The organism is Streptomyces sp. NPDC006872 (assembly GCF_040635845.1).
Lineage (GTDB): Bacteria > Actinomycetota > Actinomycetes > Streptomycetales > Streptomycetaceae > Streptomyces.
Window position 1 is genome coordinate 26,147 of the sequence record NZ_JBEYIL010000027.1, and the last position, 16,853, is coordinate 42,999.

Below are 16,853 nucleotides of genomic sequence, written 5' to 3' on the forward strand. Positions count from 1 at the left end.
CGTGATCGTGGGACGAACCGAGAACCCGGTCCCGCGCCCGGACAGCGCCCTGGGCCGGCTCGCGAGCCACCTCCGGCGGTGCAGAGTCCGTGCCGGTCTGACCAACGCGGCGTTGGCAACCCGTACGAAGTACAGCGCCACTACGCTGCAGCGGGCGGCGGGCGGTGCCGTCCTGCCCACGCTCAGGGTCGTCTTAGCGTACGAGGAGGCATGCGGCATAGCCGACGGCGAAGCGCGCCGGCTATGGGAGCAGGCCCGGCAGATGGCGGGACTCCGTGACCGACGGCGGGCGGTGCCGCCTCATCCGGGGAAGGCACCCCGGCCGGACCTGATCGCTGACCGGGCGGACATGAGCCGGGCACTGCTGGATCTGCGCGAGCGCAGCGGACTGAGTTACCGCGCCATGGAGCACAGGCTGGAAGAACGGCCCGAGCTGGGGCCGCTGTCGCGTTCGACGGCACAGCGCATACTCACGCGCCAGTCATTCCCCACCAGCCAGCGGCAGCTGATGGCTCTGCTTCACGCCTGCGCGGTGCCCCAGCGGGCCTGGGGGGACTGGGTGCGCGCGTGGAAGAAGGTGCACCGGGCACAGGATCGGAAAGAGTCAGCGATCACCCCAGCCCGGAAGCTGGCAGCCCGCGTCCAGCGCACCCTGAGGTCCCTGAGCCGCTTCTCCAAGAGCCTGTACCTGAGCCGGGATGACCACGGCGTCGACCTGCCGGTGCTCGGCCGCGTCGACATCACTGCTTTCCTGGGCCGGCTGAGCTTCCTCAACCAACGCGGCGACATCTCCGCCTGCACGCAGTACATGACCGTCCGCGACACCAGACGCGTGCTGACCCGGCTCCGGACCCTGGGCCGGGCCGGGCCCGGCCAGCCCCTGCACGGCCTGGCGGACGACTTCGCCCTCCGCCAGGAGGACATCCCCGACGACCCCGAGGACTCCGAGGCCGGCCGTGACCTGCCTGCGGAAGTCATGCGGCAGCTCTGCGCCCACCTCGAGTCCTTGGAGACCGTCAGTTCCGCAGACGTCCGCACGGCCATCGAGCTGATCATCGACACCGGCAGGCGCCCCAACGAGATCTGCAAACTGCCATGGCAGTGCCTCGACCGGGAAGGCGACGGCAGTCCAGTCCTTGTCTACGACAACACCAAGAACCTTCGGCACGCTCGCCGGCTACCGATCCCCGGCGCGACCGCCGCGCTCATCATCAAGCAGCAGCAACGTGCCCGCGCCCGCTTCCCCGACACCCCGGCCGACAAGCTCAAACTCTTCCCCGCCACTCTGGCCAACCCGCACGGCACGAAGGCGACAACCTACGAGTGGGTGTCGGCGAAGCACCGAGCCTGGGTGAAGGGACTGTCCGACTTCCTGGTCCCCACCGTGATCGTCGACGACGGCAACCGAGTCACCACGATGCTGTCCTTCGACAAGAACAAGATCTACCCCTACGCCTACCGGCACACCTACGCACAACGGCATGCCGACGCCGGGGTTCCCCAGGACGTTCTCCAGTCGTTGATGGATCACCGCGAAGCCAGCACCACACAGCGGTACTACCGCGTCGGCGAGAAACGCCGCCGCGAAGCGGTCGAGCGGGTCACCGCCATGCAGTTCGACCGGCACGGCACACGCGTCTGGCGCCAGGCCAAGACCCTGCTCGACTCCGAACACGCCCGCCGCGCCATCGGTTCCGTCCAAGTCCCTTACGGCACCTGCACTGAACCCTCCAACGTTGCGGCCGGCGGCCACGACTGCCCCGTACGCTTCCGCTGCGTGGGCTGCGGACACTTCCGCACCGACGTCTCCTACCTGCCCGATCTTGAGGCATACCTGGCCGACCTGCTGCGCAACCGTGAGCGTCTGGCCGCCTTCGCCAACGCCGATCCCTGGGCCAAGGCCGAGGCCACGCCATCGGACGACGAGATTGCCCGTGTCCGCCGCCTGGTTCAGCGGGTGCGTCAGGACCTCGACGAGCTCACCGACGAGGACCGGGCCCAGATTCGCGAGGCAGTCGCACTGGTCCGCCGCAGCCGCGGCGTCTCCCTGGGCATGCCGCGCGTCCGCCAGCCCCTACCCGACCTTCGCCCGGAGAGAACCGGATGACCGGCATGACCGACGGGCGGCGGGCCGACTCGGCCCGCCGCCGCGAACGAGTTCTCAAAGCCCTCGATGTCCTGCTGCGAAGCGACCAGGACATCACGGTCTCCGGCCTGGCCCGCGCGGCACGAGTGGACCGCACCTACCTCTACCGGCACCGCGACCTCCTCGAACGTGTCCACGCCGCAGCAGCAGCCCCACCAGAAGAAGGCCGGATCGCGGCCGTCAGCCGGGCCTCGCTGCGGGCAGACCTGACCAACGCGCTGGAGCGAAACAGACGGCTGACAGTCCGGGTCCGGCAGTTGGAGAAGCGTCTGTCCGAGAGCCTTGGTGAAACCGCATGGCAGGAATCCGGCCTTGGCGCGTCCGCCGACATCGACCAGCTTCAACGTCGCATCACGTTGCTCGAACAACACCTGGCCGACATAAAGGGCGAGCTCGATGAGCGGACCGAGGAACTCGATGCCGCGCGGGCGGCTAACCGGGAACTGACCCGGGCACTGAACCAGGCCCGCTGACGCCAACTGCGGCAGTGATGCACGCCGCGACTGGCGAGACGCTGCTGAACACACTGGTCAACCCGGAAGTACCGGTCACCGAAGGGGCGTACGTAAACCGACGGGTTCGCGGACCCCGGAAGGCCCGGAGGGCCGAACCCGCTGGGCTGTGATCACTTAACGAGCCAGAGCCCAGCGGGTTCATTTCGTCGAGGAGGTAAGGGCTTGCAGCTCATCAACGCCACAACCGACCAGCTGGCCTGCCATCCGCCACGCCGCACGGCGCCGGACTCAAGTAGTGCCGCGGCGAGCGCGGAAGTACGGTCGAGGTATGGCGGAAAGCGGCACCATACCGTGCCCGCACTGCGGGTTCACCGTCCAGGCGAGCGGCTTCGAGCTTATTTCTGCTGGTTTCCCGAGCGACATCGAGGCTGTTCACCGCGTTATCGCGGGGGCCACGCGTTTTACCGTGTGCCCGCAGTGCTGGCACGACAACGAGCACGTCGAACGCGTCTACCTGGTGACGCTGGCGCCGACCGAGCTGGTTCTCGTGCGGCCGCCGACCGACGCCTCCGATGTGGAGGTAGACGGCCTCCTCGACGCTCTGATCCCGAACCTCCCGGATGGCTGGACGGTGCGGTTCATCCGCGACATCGCGGAGTTCCGGAAGACTGTGGGACTCATGGCGCTCGCGAGTATCCGCTTCGAGGCGATCGAGGAGATCGTCGGCGCCGCACCTAGAAACCGCCCACCGCCGCTTTCGCCAGCGGGATCGCGCGATCGCGCGTACCATGCCGCGCTCGCCCTCATTGGGATGCCCGGAGTGGTGGTCTTCACGTACCTCCCCGCAGGGGTCACAGAAGAGGAAGCGCGATTCAAGCTCGACGAGATGCGCCGTCTCCAGCTCGCGATCAGCTTCTTCGAGATATTCGCCGAGACGCCGCTCGCGGGCTTCGATCCCTTCACGGCCGTCCAAGAGCACTTCGTTCCGGCCTGCTTCGAGGACGAGGAGGTGCTGACGACCATCGCGATCTTGATGGAGAGCAGACAGGGGCCTGGTGACCCAGCGGTGATCGACGCCGCCATAGGCGCGGCGGGTGAGCGGCGCTCCCCGCGTCGGCGAGAGTTGGCTGAGGAGCTCGTGGCGAGCCTCCGTCAAGGGGTCAAGCTCCACGACGATCCTGCGATGTGGCGAAAGCTGGTGGGCGCCGAGGATGTCCTGCGCGTCATCCTTGCTGAACGGGGGCGACTCGAGGACGCGGAAGCCGTTAACGAGATGGCGGACATCGCCGCCGCGCTCGGCCACGCAGAGGAGGTGCTGCAGCGCTACTTCGACCGGCTGCGCATCGGGGTCGTCGATGACCCTGCCAAGCTTGTCGATGCCGTGCTCTCCGTGGCCGCCGAGCTGGGGAGCGACAACTCGGTGATCGGCGAAGCGCTCGCGGCGATGGCCAGCTCCGCTCCGCGTGAAGCCGCGATCGCACTGCTGCCGGTGCTGCTTGAGCGGCTTGAGCGTGAACGCAGAATTTTGGCAGTGCCAGTCGCGCGGACGCTCGCCAAGCGGCTGACTGACGAGGGGGCACCCCGTCATGCGGTTGCCCTGCTCGACCACATGGATGAGGCGCTCGACTGGGACGCGTTTGACGACCAGGCGGCCGCGACCCGCCGGGCGCACCTGCTCAACGAACGGGGGAACGCGCTGCGTTCGATGCTCGACGCGGAGTCGGCTCTCGCAGCGTACGACCAGGCTCTCAGTCTGCTCGAAGGGCAGGGGCACGAGGCTGACATCCGCGTGGGCCGTCTCAACCGCGCGCGGGCGCTTAGCGACGCGGGATACCTGCCGCGGGCGATCTCAGAATTCAGGCAGCTGATCGGGGGTCTCTACGGGCGTGAGCGCTTCGACGCGCTCTTCAGCCTCGCACTCGCACTCCAACGCAACGGTCAGTGGAGGGACGCGCAGCCCGTTCTCGACGAGGCAACTGAACTCGTGCGCGCCGAGCCGCCAGACGATCAGCTGGTACGTTTCATGCTTGCGCGGCTGGCCAACGCGCGCGCCCTGAGAGGGCGCGAAGAGACCACGCTTCTCGCAGCGGTGCAGAAGAGCCCATTCGTGTCTGCCCGCCTGCAGTTGCAGACCCTTGGCGCCATCTCGGCCGCCGCTCTACGGACTACCGGACCCGGGCCAGAGCTGAGCGCCAAGACGCTGCAGTTCGCGCGCGGTCTTGACCTGCCAGCGCTTGCGACGCATGATCCGGATTTTGCACTCGCGTGGGTGGATGCTGTGCGTCTTGCAGGCGACGCCGGACTTGCCCGCGAGACGGTCGAGACGGCGCTCGTTGATCTCCGCCAGCCGATACTCGGCATGCACGCCGCCGGCGTGGCAGCAGAGCTGGCTGTCGACGAGGGGAGATGGGACGATGCGAGCCTCCATGTCAAGCAGGCCGCTGCGTTCATGACCGATCTCGTGGGCACAGCGAGCATCGACTCCACCGCCGTGACGCTCGCAGACACGCTATCTGACGTCCATGACCTCAGCTCACGGCTCGTGACCGCTCCGGTGGGCGGGGACTACGACAGGATGCTCAGCGCCGTCGCGGACCTCGGTTCCTCGCTCCAGCTCTCCATGCAGATCGCGCGGGATCATTTGCCGGTCGGAGGCGACTTGCGCGCACCGGCGGGTACCTCACTGCAGGTTCTCCAATGGCTCGACGGTGGCGAAACGCAGCTCCCGTTGCTGACCGTTGTGGACGATGCCGGCACGACCGTGCATCGTGGGGGTGTGCTGCCAACCGAGCTCGTCGATCGGCTCGGCGCGCGCATCGCTGGGCGTATCAGCCGGTCACCTGCGCTGGACCCCAGCGACATCCTAGAAGGCGTCACGCCGTTTCGTTCGTTCAGAGATGCGATGGCAGCAACGATCGCGGAGCTACCCATCGATCCGGCTGAACCGCTGACTGTCGTGCCGTCCAGGCCGATGGCCGGTATACCCTTCCACGCCACGGTGCCGGACTACGAGGTGGCGCTGAGCCCCAGCCTGGCTGTTGCGCTTGTCCTCGCCCACCGCGCGGCGGCGTCGGCCCGGCAGGCGGACGCAGTCGGGGAGGTCCGCTGTTGGTGCCACGGTGACACCGAGCTCCTCGTGGGTGCACTGAACGCTGGCGGCGAGGCGCTGCGAGCCCTGTGCACGCGGCACCAGGCGCCGTACGAGGTGGCTGAGGACACGGCGGCGACGCGGACTAGTGTCGCGGAGCTCGTTGAATCGTCTACCTGGCTCAAGCTCAGCTGCCACGGGGTCACCGACCCCACCCGCGCCCAGTTCGCGCTTGTCCTCTCTGATGGGCAACACGTACCCCCGTCGCTGCCTGAGGTGCTCGACCGGCCGGACTACGGTGCTCGCTACCTCTTCGACTGGAGTGAAGTGGCAGACACACGCAGCCGCTGCCGCGCCGTGATCTCAAGCGCCTGCACCAGCGGCAGCGTCGGTGCCACCGCAGGCGGGGAGCAAATCGGGCTCGCTCGGGCGTTCCTGAAGTCTGGTGTTCTGGCGTTCGTTGCGCCGCTGTGGCCAGTCGCCGCAGACCCTGCCCAGCTTCTCGTCAACGAACTGCTCGGTCGATGCATGGCGGAGCCTGGCCTGCCGCTTGCGGTCCAACTTTCGCGAACCCGCAGGGCGCTGCGGGACTCCGTGCCGCCCCGGGTGGCTGACGCCTTTGTGCTGCATGGTTACGCCGGCCCTGTGAACCCAACGCCCGAGGAGCCACTATGACAACCACCGACCCAGCCCAGGCCCGGGAGGCACTCGCCCGGCTCGACGGCAAGGCGCTGGATGAGGCGGCGAAGACCTACCTGCTAGGCGCACTCGGCGCCGACCTCGAGGATGAGGTCACGGCGCTCTGGCACGCGAGCTTCGCGGACCCCAACGAGGACGCGCGCGCCAAGAAGGCAGTCGACGAAGTGCTCGCGGGTCCCGAGCGCGCCCAACTGCTTCGGCTTGCGATGCTGATGACACTTGAGGAGCGTCCCGATACGGCACAGCTGTTCGTGGACTCTGTCGACCAGGCTGGACAGAGCATGTTCATCGTCGAACTCGCCGCCGTCACGCTGGCCGCTGCGCTCCTGATCCGCGAGTACCACCGCAAGGGGCGCTCGCACGAGGTCCATCGGACCGAGACCACGGAGCCGGACGGGCGCAAAACCGTGCAGATCGACGAGGTGCGGTACGCAGACGACGGCCCGCTCGCGAACCTCCTCGACATGCTCGGTCTCTGGAATCCCGGCGCTTAGAGGGCGGATCCTCAGACTTGGATCGGATCAGGCGTGCCCGGCGGCCGGCCTCTGTCCACAGGGAAGGGGCCCGACTCTGCCCGGTATGGATGATCAGCAGCACGCCAGGGTGTCGGCCCTGCTCCGGCACAAGCTCTTCGACGGCCTCAGACGCACCGAGCGGGCCCTGTCCACCCGTCCGGCACCGGAATTAGCGCAAGACCAGATGAAATTCCTCCTCACGCGCGCGAAGGGCTCCAGGAAGACCGTAGCCGAGCGTCTGGGCGTCTCCCACCGCACGGTGGAGCTACCGCTCCGGTGCGGCCAGGAAACCGCAAAGGCGCCTCCAGGAGGCTCTGGTACAGGAGACCGAGTCACAGTGGCAACCGCAGGTCAGGGCACAGGCGAGGCAGCGCGCAGCCACCTCTGGAGGGCTCGTCATCTCCTGCCGGGCGTACTCCGGATTCGGCCCGGAGGGGACCTCGGACGCGGGCCAGATACGGGACATCAGCGCGGCCGTCTCACCCGTGCACGCCGACCGGATCCTGGCCGCCAAGGAGAGGGACGACGGACGACAATCTGCACGAACTGTTCGCGGACGCCTATTTCCGCAGAGAAGGCGGTGGGCGCGCGAGTCTGAACGTGGAATTCAAGGACGTGGAGTGGCTTGATATCAAGTTTTAGCAACGCGGAATTCATGGCTGGCTATGTAGGTGAGTAGGGGAGGCGTTTGTCGTTCATTGCGGAAGGCGGCTTCGTATCGCGAAGGGCGATGTTGCCCAGATTTGACGGCACTTGAAGCCTTGCAGTGGGACGATCGGTGTGCTTCTCCCGCTGGGGGCCCGAATGCACATACCGACGAGCAAGGTCGAGCTGTACGCGGCGATCCGCCGTGACCACCGTGCCGGCCTGTCGATGCGCGCTCTGGAGCGCAAGTACGGGGCGACCTGGCGGACGATCCGCAAGGCCCTGGACTCGAACTGGCCTGAGCCCCGAAAGAAGCAGGCGCCGCGTCCGACCCGGCTGGACCCGTACAAGCCGGTGATCGACGGGATGCTGGAGGCGGACCTCGACGCGCCGCCGAAGCAGAAGCACACCGTGAAGAGAATCTTCGATCGGCTGTTGGACGAGCACGCGGCGGCCGGGATCTCCTACCAGATGGTCCGCGCCTACGTCGCGGTGCGGCGCAAGGAGATTCGGTGGGAGGCCGGCCGCGGGCCGGAGGAGATGTTCGTCCCGCAGTCCCACATGCCGGGGGACGAAGCGGAGGTCGACTTCGGCGATGTCCACATCGTGCTGGCGGGGGTGCCCACCCGCTGCTACCTGTTCTCGCTGCGGCTGTCGTACTCCGGCAAGGCGGTGCACCGGGTGTCGGCTTCCTGCGGCCAGGAGGCGTTCTTCGAAGGGCACGTTCACGCGCTGTCCGTGCTGGGCGGTTATGTGGGTGACAACTCTTCCGCGATCTCGTGTTCCCGGCCAGGATGGTCGCTCCCGTCGAGGAGCACGGATGGCCTGGCAGCCAGAATTGGTACGACGCATCGATGCCGCCGGAAACCCTGCGGCATCACTGGGGCACGCCCTGGTCGACGACTACCTGGAGTTCGTGGCGGCACGTTGCCGGCCGAACACGCTGCTGGCCACCGCGTACGACCTGAAGGTCTTCTTCTCGGTGGTCTCCAAGGAGCCGACCGAGGTCGTCACCGCGGACATCTTCGCGTTCATCACCGCGCAGAAGAAACCACGGCGAGGGACGAAGGTCGTCCGGCTAGAGGACGGTGAAGCGGGGCTCTCAGCACGGACCATCAAGCGTCGGCTCGCCAGTGTCTCCGGCCTGTTCGGCTACTTGATGACCCGTGATGACCTCGCCGTCGACCGCAACCCGGTGCCGACGGGGCTGGCCAATCGCCGCCGGAGCGGCAATCGAGGGACGCCGCTGTTGCGCACGCCCCGCACCCTTCCTCGCGTCCTCGGGCCACGCGAGGTCGAAGAGGTGCTTGGTGCACTGAATACCAGGCGGGACCGAGCCATGGTTCTGGCAATGCTGCTGGGCGGACTGCGCCGCTGCGAAGTGCTCGGCCTGCGGCTGGGCGACCTGTCGCCGGGCGAGCGTCAGGTCTTCATCAGCGAGGGCAAGGGCGGGCACCAGCGCCTGATACCGATCTCCGCACAGTTCTTCGCCGTGGTCGGCGACTACTTGGACCAGGAGCGTCCTGCAGTCGAGCACGACCGGCTTTTCGTGGTGCTGCGCGGGCCGACCCGCGGTCGGCCGCTCTCCTCGGCTTCTTCACCGCCCCGGCCCGCCCCGCCCCGCCCCGGCGGCGGGCCCCAAAGCGCGCGCGTCGTGCGCGCGCGAGGCGGTGAACTTCCCCCGCCCTCGCCTCAGCCGTCTCCCCCTACAGCCCCGCACGCTCCAGCCGTTCGCCCCCTACAACCGCTGCCCGGGCCGAACAGGCCCTAGACCGACCAACCGAGCCCTGGACCGACCAACCGAGCACAAAGGACCAGTAACGGTCGGGACGCGGCGAAGTCCGGGCGTGTATCGCACCGGTGACGCCCATTCAATACCTGGCCGGCGAGGAAGTTTTGACGAACTCGCAGGCCACAGCTATCGAATGACGGCCGCGCAGGTGACATGGTCAGGCCCTCGGAAGCCGGTCGCACCGACGTGGCCAAGGCGGAGGTTGCGGGGCTAACCCCCGGACCAAAGACCCTGGCGCCGCCGTCTCCGGACCGTCTGGCCGCGACGCAAGAGTCCAGCGTTTTTCGGCACAGGACGGCAGACCAATCACCGCACGCCCCCTCCCGCGGCGTGCCCGAATCCCGAGGGGGAAAACGATCATGCCCACGCTCGCGCTGCTCGTCGCGCTGCTGCTGGTCGTCCTGCTGACCGTCGGCGCCGTCGTCTACCTCGTCCACCGCCGTCCGGCACTGAACGGTCCGGTCACCGCCGGCGTCACCACGGTGGCCGCGCTGGCCGCCGTCCTCGCCGTAGTGCTCAGCGCCGGCGGCGGCCGGTGAAGGCGGCGGCCGTGCGGGGCCGAGGCGCCGGGGAGCCCCGGCCCCGCACGGCCCGGCCTGTGTCATCTATGCCATCGCAGTGCCGTTTCCCCAGGTGCTCACACGGGCAACCGCAGGGGACCGGCCACAGGAGGGCCGACCACTGCTTGCCCGGTCGTGGTCGAGGCGCTCCGATGACACGGGCCAGGCCCATGGTCGGGCCTGCCGTCGCCCGCCCCTGTACGGCCGCGTGCGCTCCCGCCAGCCTCTGGGGGTGGAGGTTCTTTGGGATTCAATGCCTGCGTGCGGCCCTCAAGGCGGCCCTGCGGGCCTCTGGCGGAGCGCCGTGCAGATTCCCGGTGCGGGCTCAGCACAGGCCGCCGGGGCCCCGCGGCCGCGCGCTGGCACAGCCATCCCTGGCGAACAGTTGGTTGGTGCAGGCTCTCAGGAGCGCGAACCTGTTATGGCAGCCGGCCCACTCTGCGAACGCGGGGTCTTCTCCCCCACCTTCCTCACTTCGATGGTGCGCGGGTCCACAGCTTCTCCGGGGGCGCCTTCGCGGTACAGGCCGCCGGGAAGGCTGTCGCGGTCGTGTGGAAGGAGGAAGAAGACGCGGCGCTTGTACAGGCCGCTGTCGGGGTCGGGCTCGGCCTGGTCGTCGAGAAGGGCATAGCCGACCATACGGCCGTCGCGCGCGTAGGGGGGCTTGGTGTTGCGGCGCCGGGTCTTGTCGAGGGCCTGGCGGACATAGTCGAGGCTTCCCGGGTCTTCCAGCCACACGACGTGTTCTTCGTGGGTGAGATCGCCCTCGGTCAATAGCGAGCTCATGGCTGCTGCCCCTCCTTCATCTGCGGGACCGGACGGCGGCCCGCCTCGTGGTGTGGTGAGCCACCCGCTGCTGGACATGGCCCTGCGTGTCCATGGTAAATCGGGCGGACGCGGGCGGGTAGGGAGGACTGGGCCTGCTGGGGAGCGGGGCTGGTGTGCGGCAGTTCGCCGGAGGGGCGCGGGAGTCGGTTCATGACAGGGTGTCCAGCAAGGCGAGGCCGGGGTAGTACTTGCGGCCGTTGGATTTGATCATGTCGGTGGGTGAGGCGAGGCCGACTTCCTGTCTGACGCGGGTGGCGAAGGCGCGGGTGCCGGCGGGGCGGATGCCTTCGCCGGTGCTGCACCAGGCCGCATAGGCGGTGTACAGCAGTCCCTGTTCGACTCGCAGGTCGGGCTGGGCCTCGATGTCGCGGGTGCAGCATTCGGTGAGGAAGCGGCCGATGTGGTCCTCGGTGTTGGCGTACGCGCTGGTGGCGATACGGACGCGGTCGGGGCCTTCGAGGCTGTCCCGGGTGGTGAGGTAGCGGTGGGCACCCTCGATGAGCCACTGCAGGATGCCGGGACCCTCGTCGCGGACGAGTTCGAGCGCCAGGTTGTCGATCTTGCGGTGGTCGGGGACGGTCCGCTCGAACGGCAGCAGCCGGATGCGGCGCCAGAACGCGAAGCCCCCGTTGCTCACCTCGGGACGGTGGTTGCCCAGCAGCCACAGGTGGTGGGTGGGGGCGAAGGAGAAGTAGTCCTGGCGCATCCTGCGCGCCTTGATCTTCTCTCCGCCGGTCAGGAGCTTGACCCTCGCCTCGTCGAACTTGTCGTTGGGCTTGAGCTCGCTGCAGACGATGAGCCGCCGTCCGTGGAGTTCGGTGAGTTCGGTGGAGTGCTCGGAGAACGCACCGCGGTCCATGAGGAAGCCGGGCGGGGCCGCGTCAGCGTAGTCGCCCAGGATCTGGATCATGACGTCGAGCAGGACGCTCTTGCCGTTCTTGCCGTGGCCGTGGAGGAACGGCAGGACCTGGGCGCCGACGTCGCCGGTGATGGAGTAGCCGAGCAGCAGGTGCAGGAAGCCGATCATTTCCTGGCCTTCGGCGTCATCGCCGAAGGTGTCGTGCAGGAAGCGGTGCCAGCGCGGGGTCTCGGTCTGCTGGGGGGCGACGCTGGTGGCACGGGAGTGGAAGTCGCGGGTGGGGTCGGGCTTGCGCAGCAGCCCGGTGTTCAGGTCGACGACCCCGGCAGGGGTGCACAGGGCGTAGGGGTCGCCGTCGAGGGTGTCGGGGTCGACGGACAGGTCCGGGGAGGCCTTGGCCTGCGTGAGGAGGGCCTTCATCCCGGTGGTCGACAGCGTGCGCTTCTTGTGGTGGTGGAGATCGCGGTCGCTGAAGAGTCCCCGGGGATCGGTGTCGGGCATGTCCTCAGCCATCTCACCGGCGGCCCACAGGGCGGCTTTCTCACCGCCGGTGCGCTTCCAGCGGTAGCCGTCCCAGGAGAACCAGCCCAGTCCTTCGACGTGGCGGAACTGATCGCGGAAGAGCCTGACGAACAGCTTGGCGTTGCCGCGATCGGTGAGCGTTCCAGGCAGCGGGGCCGACAGCGCCCGGGACTGCGAGGCAAGGGGGGAGGCATGGGCCTGGGCGGGCAGGACGGCCGACTGCTGGCCTGCCTGTTCGAGGTCCAGCATCTGCTGGGCAGCGGCAGTGGCGTCGAAGCGCGGCATCTCGGCGCTGCTCATGAACGTCCTTCGAGATGGAGCGGGCGGGCGGACCCGGCGGCGAGGGCGTCGTCGATGATGCGTTCGTTGCGGGCACCCTGCCAGGGACGCGCGGCGGCGGCGGCCTCGCGCAGCCGGGCACGCGCGGTGTGTTCGTCGAGGTGCCCGGCGGCCGCCAGCCCTCCGGCCGTGTAGGCGGCCTTGTTGAGCTTCTCGGTGAAAGCGGCACCCTCGGGCGTTGCCGCGCACTCGGCGACCTCCAGCAGCAGCGGGTCCAGGACACGATGCGCACGCACGGGGGCCCGGGGGCGGCGGCTTCGGGGAACCGCGGGCCGGGAGGAGGCCGTCGGCCGCTGCATCGTGTGCCCGGTCCGTACGAGTTCTTCGCCAAGCCATTCGGGCAGCGGCGCAGGCAAGTGGGACACCCCTTCCCGCAGGTAAGTGCCGTGCGTGGTACGGGTGGTGGGAGCAACGATGTAACCGCCGTCGGCCCGGACGTCGACCTGCCAGGCCAGCGCGGTCTTCGTACTGGATCCGGTCGAACAACGGAACCGGGTGGCCGGGTGAGGGTTTCGGTACCAGACGTGCAGGCCGCCGGACGGAGTGCGCACACGCAGGGTGCTGTCGTCCTCCGCCGGACTGCGCTGGCCGCGCAGTGCTGCCAGCAGGGCCAGTGTGTCGAAGCCGGAGGCCAGGCCCTGCAGGTTCACGGAGTCGTGGATGGGGATTCCGGGCAGGAGCCGGCCGCGGTCGGGGACAGGCGCGGAGTGCGCGTCGATGTCGATGACGATCAAGTCTGCGTCCCCGCAGGCCACGCCGACGCCCCAGGAAGGGTGATCGGACCACCAGGCGTCGATACGCGTCGTGTCGGTCGTCGCGGCGTGGAATCCGTGGCATGGACGGCCGGCAGAGAGGCAAACGCACCCGGCCGGAGAGTGGTGCTTGTCCTTGCAGGCCGGGCAATTGGCAACGGGCGTCTTACGTCCGGTCGCAAGGGGGTGGACCGGCCAGCCCTGTTCGGCACACCAGCGGGCCACAGCGTGGGATGTGGCGGTCCGCGCAGCAGCAGGCACTCTCGTCACGTCGGGGCCAGGCACGCGTCTGTCCTTCGGGGAGGGTCTAGTCCCTGCGGTCCCTGGCAGGCCCGGCCGGGGCGGCGCCGTCTGGGGTGAGGGACCAAAGGGACTGTAGGGACTGGCTTTCGGAAGAGAGTGTAGGACCTTCGAGCGGGGACAGGTTGCAGCTCCCCCGCGTGGTGCCGTATCTGTTCGCGGGTCCCTACGGTCCCTTGGATCTCTGGAGCGGGAGCACGAGCGCAAGATACGCCCGCAATATCCTCAATGAGAGTGCCTGGAGGGACCGTAGTTCATCTATCCCAGTGGATCCGGCAGGGGGGTCACGGGGCAGGGACTCACCCGAACCCCTCCCGGCGGGAGGATCCTGCCAGGGCTCGCGGTGCCGTTCCGCTACTGGGCCGCTTTTCACGGCGGCTGCCCTCCGGGCAGGGCCTGAACCGGGCGCGCGCGGGCCTCGTCCCTGCTTTCAGTCCCTGGGTATTCCCGCAGCTCAGGGGCGGGATGCGGCCCCAGCAGGGACTGAAGGGACTCAAAACTCCAATTATGAGCTACCTACGTACATGTAGCTCATACAGATACGCCCGCGTATATACGCGCACAGGACTCGCTCATAACTGAGAATTAGAGTCCCTTGAGTCCCTTGCTGGCGTTGTGTACCACTGTGACCTGCATGTTTACGAGGGACCGAACGGCAGGGACTGAACGCGCAGAGACCCTCCTCACCAGATGGGGGGCGAGTCGGGCGTGGTGGTGGGACGGCACCGTGCTGCCCGCGCCTGTGAGTTTGGGCCGGGCCCCGGTGTTCGCGGGCTTCACCGCTGTCAGAATCTTGGCGTGAGTCAGACACCGGGGTTCCCGGCGGCTTCCGGGAGTTGATGCCGTAGCTTGCGTTCGAGCGGGAGGGGGGACCACAGGTCCTTCGCTTGGCGTTACCTCGTACGCTCCGACGGTTCCTTCAACCGCATGGGCAACGTCAACGGAAGCATCGACAACCTCAGCGACGAAGAGCTCGCTCACCTGCGCCCTGCCGATCGCGATGACCAGGAAGAGTCGGCCCGGCCCTGCGCCCCCTGCGGAGCTGATCTCCTGCTGCACTGGCACTGGCACTGGCACGGGGCCTCGGGACCGAAGTATGGAGGGAGCTCTGCCCAGCCTGCGATGCGCGCCGTCCTGCCGCACGCGCCTTCATCCACTGGCACCGCGACGCCGACGGCGACTTCGAGGACTGGGAGACCGAGACCATGCACGCCCCCGGCTCTGGCCTCGTTCAACAGGGCCCCAGCCCACAGGCATGACGACAGCCGACCCACGGCACTTGAGCGTACGGCGGAGGGTCGCCGAGCAACTCGATGCCGCGGAGCCTCCCCTCGGGAGCGATGTTCAGCGGTGGCGGGCCAGCAGGACGTCGAATCGGGCGTGCGCTGGATGGGGCGGCCGGCATCGTCGGCGTGCCCGGCCAGGAGGGCCAGGGTCCGCTCCTCGAACTCTGTCACGCGTTCGCCGAACAGCGGGCGGGAGGCGAAGCTGGTCGAGTAGAGGTAGCCGATCACCGTCTCGGGGGTCCAGGCCCGCTCGATCGCGAGGATGGTCTCGGCGAACGCCGACTCGGCGAGGACCTCACGGTAGGGGTGCCGTTGCGGCGTTCTACGGCAACAAAGTTGACACTTCTGTCCTATGGGTAGGCGGCTGCGGCTCGTAAGAATCGGATGACCCGCGCCGACTGGTTGCGGGCACCGAGCAATCGGTACGACCGAGTCCCAGGAGGCCCTCATGGGTGCCGCACGTCTCCTCACCGACCCGAACGTCCCGGGTGAGCTGTCGCAGCGCGAGATGCAGCTGATCGACAGCGACTTCGCCGAGCCGCAGGCGGACGTGGAGGACACGAAGTGACCTCCACGTGAAAGCGGTCGTGGGGGGCCGGCCTGCCGGGTCGGCCCCCCACGGCTGTCCCCTGGTCGCCCACGTCCCGGCGGCCGGATCTGCGGCCCGCTGACGCCGGCGCGCACCGGCCCGGCCGACATCTCTGCACGACGAGGAAGGACTTGCTCGTGACCGCCGCCGCCCCGCTTGTCCCGTTCCAGTTCGGAGAGCGCTCCCAGTCGCTTTCCGACGCCCTGCCCCAAGCCCTGTCCGCGGCTGACGCGGCGGGGCTGGAGGTGGACTTCCAGCTGGCGGCCGAGACCGAGTTCACCGCCTGGCGCTGCGTGCTGCGACGTGACGGCCACAGGCTCGCCGCAGGCATGGGCAAGGGCCGCAGCCGGACCGCGAAGGTGGGCAGCCTTTACGAGGCGCTGGAACACTATTACGCCCTGCCGTCCGTCCAGGACCCCGGGGAGTTCTTCTCCGTCCGCTCGCACGGGCTGCTGACCGGCGTGCTGGCGGCTGAATGGTCCGTAAGTCTGCTGGATCAGTTTCCCGACGCTCCGATCGGCTGCGTGCGCTATGCGAGGCTGGACGGCGGCGGGAGCGCCGATGTCCCTGCGTACCTTTCGATGCCTGCCTACCCGGAGCTGCGCAGCGAGCCGCTGCGCGAACGCATCGGCGACTCGTGGGACTACCCGGGCACCCCTTTGGTCAACTACTCGGTGAACAATGGCTGGGGTGCGGGCGGCGACCTCACCGAAGCCACCGTGCACGGCATCAACGAGCTCGTCGAACGCGACGCCCTGTCCCTGCTGCTTGCCCGTCAGTTCCTCGCCCCGCGCCCGGGCCCGCTCACCGTCGTCGACCCGGGCACCCTGCCTGCCGATACTGCGCTGCTGCTGGAGCAGGCCGAGCGCCAGACGGGCGGCCAGGTTCATATCCTTGACATGACAACGGACCTCGGGATCCCCTCCTACTTTGCCTACCGCGAACCGCAGACCCCCATGTCGTCCCGGGTCCGCGGCATGGGAACCTCGCTCTCGCGCGAGTACGCGATCACCCGGGCGCTGTCGGAGGTCGTGCAGACCAGGCTCGCGCTGAACATCGCTCCGCCCGTCGATCTGCGGCTGAGCCACGATCCCGACGCGCTGCGGCCGTACCCGCGGCTGCACGCCGCCTTCACCGGCGACTTCGCCGGGGCGTTGCCGCGAGCCGACGTGGTGCCGTACAGCGAGACGACGGCCCCCGGGAACCCGGCGGGCCATCTCGCGCGACTCCTGCCGCTGCTGGAGGAACGGGGGTACCAGGTCCTGCGCAGGACCGTGGTGGACAGCGGCGGGCTTGCGGTTGTCAGTATGTTCGTCCCCGGGCTGGAACGGTTCTTCCTCGTCTCCGAAGCGCACGTGGTGGTCCCTGGCCGGCGGGGACTCGCGGCGATCGCACAGGCACGGTGACCTCGCCGGTCGACAGTCCGGGGACTGCCGGTGGGCACGGCACCGGGCGGCCCGGACGCGCCCGGAACCCCT

11 protein-coding genes are annotated in these 16,853 nt (G+C 68.5%); 8 read left to right on the forward strand and 3 right to left on the reverse strand.

Annotated features, from left to right (window positions below; all coding sequences use genetic code 11):
• Positions 1–7: 7 nt before the first annotated feature.
• The 6 genes from ABZ725_RS47215 (at position 8) to ABZ725_RS47240 (ending at position 9,879) form a co-directional block, all read left to right on the forward strand.
• Positions 8–2,107: a tyrosine-type recombinase/integrase gene (locus tag ABZ725_RS47215; RefSeq protein ID WP_358808555.1), complete on the forward strand. Its 2,100-nt coding sequence runs from the start codon at positions 8–10 to the stop codon at positions 2,105–2,107.
• Positions 2,104–2,619: a DUF6262 family protein gene (locus ABZ725_RS47220; RefSeq protein WP_358808556.1), complete on the forward strand. Its 516-nt coding sequence runs from the start codon at positions 2,104–2,106 to the stop codon at positions 2,617–2,619. The genes ABZ725_RS47215 and ABZ725_RS47220 overlap by 4 nt, the downstream gene beginning before the upstream one ends.
• Positions 2,620–2,929: 310 nt before the next feature.
• The gene (locus ABZ725_RS47225; RefSeq protein WP_358808557.1) at positions 2,930–6,364 is read left to right on the forward strand and encodes a CHAT domain-containing protein; all 3,435 of its coding nucleotides are present in this window, start codon (positions 2,930–2,932) and stop codon (positions 6,362–6,364) included.
• A complete protein-coding gene (locus ABZ725_RS47230) occupies positions 6,361–6,882 on the forward strand; it encodes a hypothetical protein (protein ID WP_358808558.1) in 522 nt (173 codons plus the stop codon). Before ABZ725_RS47225 ends, ABZ725_RS47230 begins: the two co-directional genes overlap by 4 nt.
• 1,486 nt (positions 6,883–8,368) lie before the next feature.
• Positions 8,369–9,319 (forward strand): tyrosine-type recombinase/integrase, encoded by a 951-nt coding sequence (locus ABZ725_RS47235; RefSeq protein ID WP_358808559.1) that lies wholly within the window; start codon positions 8,369–8,371, stop codon positions 9,317–9,319.
• A 380-nt stretch (positions 9,320–9,699) separates the two neighbouring features.
• The gene (locus ABZ725_RS47240; protein ID WP_358808560.1) at positions 9,700–9,879 is read left to right on the forward strand and encodes a hypothetical protein; all 180 of its coding nucleotides are present in this window, start codon (positions 9,700–9,702) and stop codon (positions 9,877–9,879) included.
• A 423-nt stretch (positions 9,880–10,302) separates the two neighbouring features.
• Here ABZ725_RS47240 and ABZ725_RS47245 read toward each other — a convergent pair whose 3' ends face one another.
• From ABZ725_RS47245 to ABZ725_RS47255, 3 genes are all read right to left on the reverse strand, one after another.
• Positions 10,303–10,686 carry a DUF6009 family protein gene (locus ABZ725_RS47245; RefSeq protein ID WP_351920913.1) on the reverse strand — a complete coding sequence of 128 codons (384 nt, stop codon included), beginning with the start codon at positions 10,684–10,686 and terminating at the stop codon, positions 10,303–10,305.
• A gap of 190 nt (positions 10,687–10,876) precedes the next feature.
• Positions 10,877–12,409 (reverse strand): phage/plasmid primase, P4 family, encoded by a 1,533-nt coding sequence (locus ABZ725_RS47250; protein ID WP_358808561.1) that lies wholly within the window; start codon positions 12,407–12,409, stop codon positions 10,877–10,879.
• Positions 12,406–13,485: a bifunctional DNA primase/polymerase gene (locus ABZ725_RS47255; protein WP_358808562.1), complete on the reverse strand. Its 1,080-nt coding sequence runs from the start codon at positions 13,483–13,485 to the stop codon at positions 12,406–12,408. Before ABZ725_RS47255 ends, ABZ725_RS47250 begins: the two co-directional genes overlap by 4 nt.
• Before the next feature lie 1,085 nt (positions 13,486–14,570).
• On the opposite strand from ABZ725_RS47255, the gene ABZ725_RS47260 reads away from it, so the two are divergent.
• Together ABZ725_RS47260 and ABZ725_RS47265 are read left to right on the forward strand one after the other, a co-directional pair.
• A complete protein-coding gene (locus ABZ725_RS47260; protein ID WP_358808623.1) occupies positions 14,571–14,759 on the forward strand; it encodes a DUF6300 family protein in 189 nt (62 codons plus the stop codon).
• A gap of 753 nt (positions 14,760–15,512) precedes the next feature.
• The gene (locus ABZ725_RS47265; RefSeq protein WP_358808563.1) at positions 15,513–16,781 is read left to right on the forward strand and encodes a YcaO-like family protein; all 1,269 of its coding nucleotides are present in this window, start codon (positions 15,513–15,515) and stop codon (positions 16,779–16,781) included.
• Positions 16,782–16,853: the final 72 nt, after the last annotated feature.

Bases quoted from the DNA above. Each gene is read 5' to 3' on its own strand.
- ABZ725_RS47235 (WP_358808559.1), top strand. From the start codon at position 8,369: ATGGCCTGGCAGCCAGAATTGGTACGACGCATCGATGCCGCCGGAAAC.
- ABZ725_RS47230 (WP_358808558.1), top strand. From the start codon at position 6,361: ATGACAACCACCGACCCAGCCCAGGCCCGGGAGGCACTCGCCCGGCTC.
- ABZ725_RS47220 (WP_358808556.1), top strand. From the start codon at position 2,104: ATGACCGGCATGACCGACGGGCGGCGGGCCGACTCGGCCCGCCGCCGC.
- ABZ725_RS47250 (WP_358808561.1), bottom strand. From the start codon at position 12,409: ATGAGCAGCGCCGAGATGCCGCGCTTCGACGCCACTGCCGCTGCCCAG.
- ABZ725_RS47245 (WP_351920913.1), bottom strand. From the start codon at position 10,686: ATGAGCTCGCTATTGACCGAGGGCGATCTCACCCACGAAGAACACGTC.
- ABZ725_RS47240 (WP_358808560.1), top strand. From the start codon at position 9,700: ATGCCCACGCTCGCGCTGCTCGTCGCGCTGCTGCTGGTCGTCCTGCTG.
- ABZ725_RS47225 (WP_358808557.1), top strand. From the start codon at position 2,930: ATGGCGGAAAGCGGCACCATACCGTGCCCGCACTGCGGGTTCACCGTC.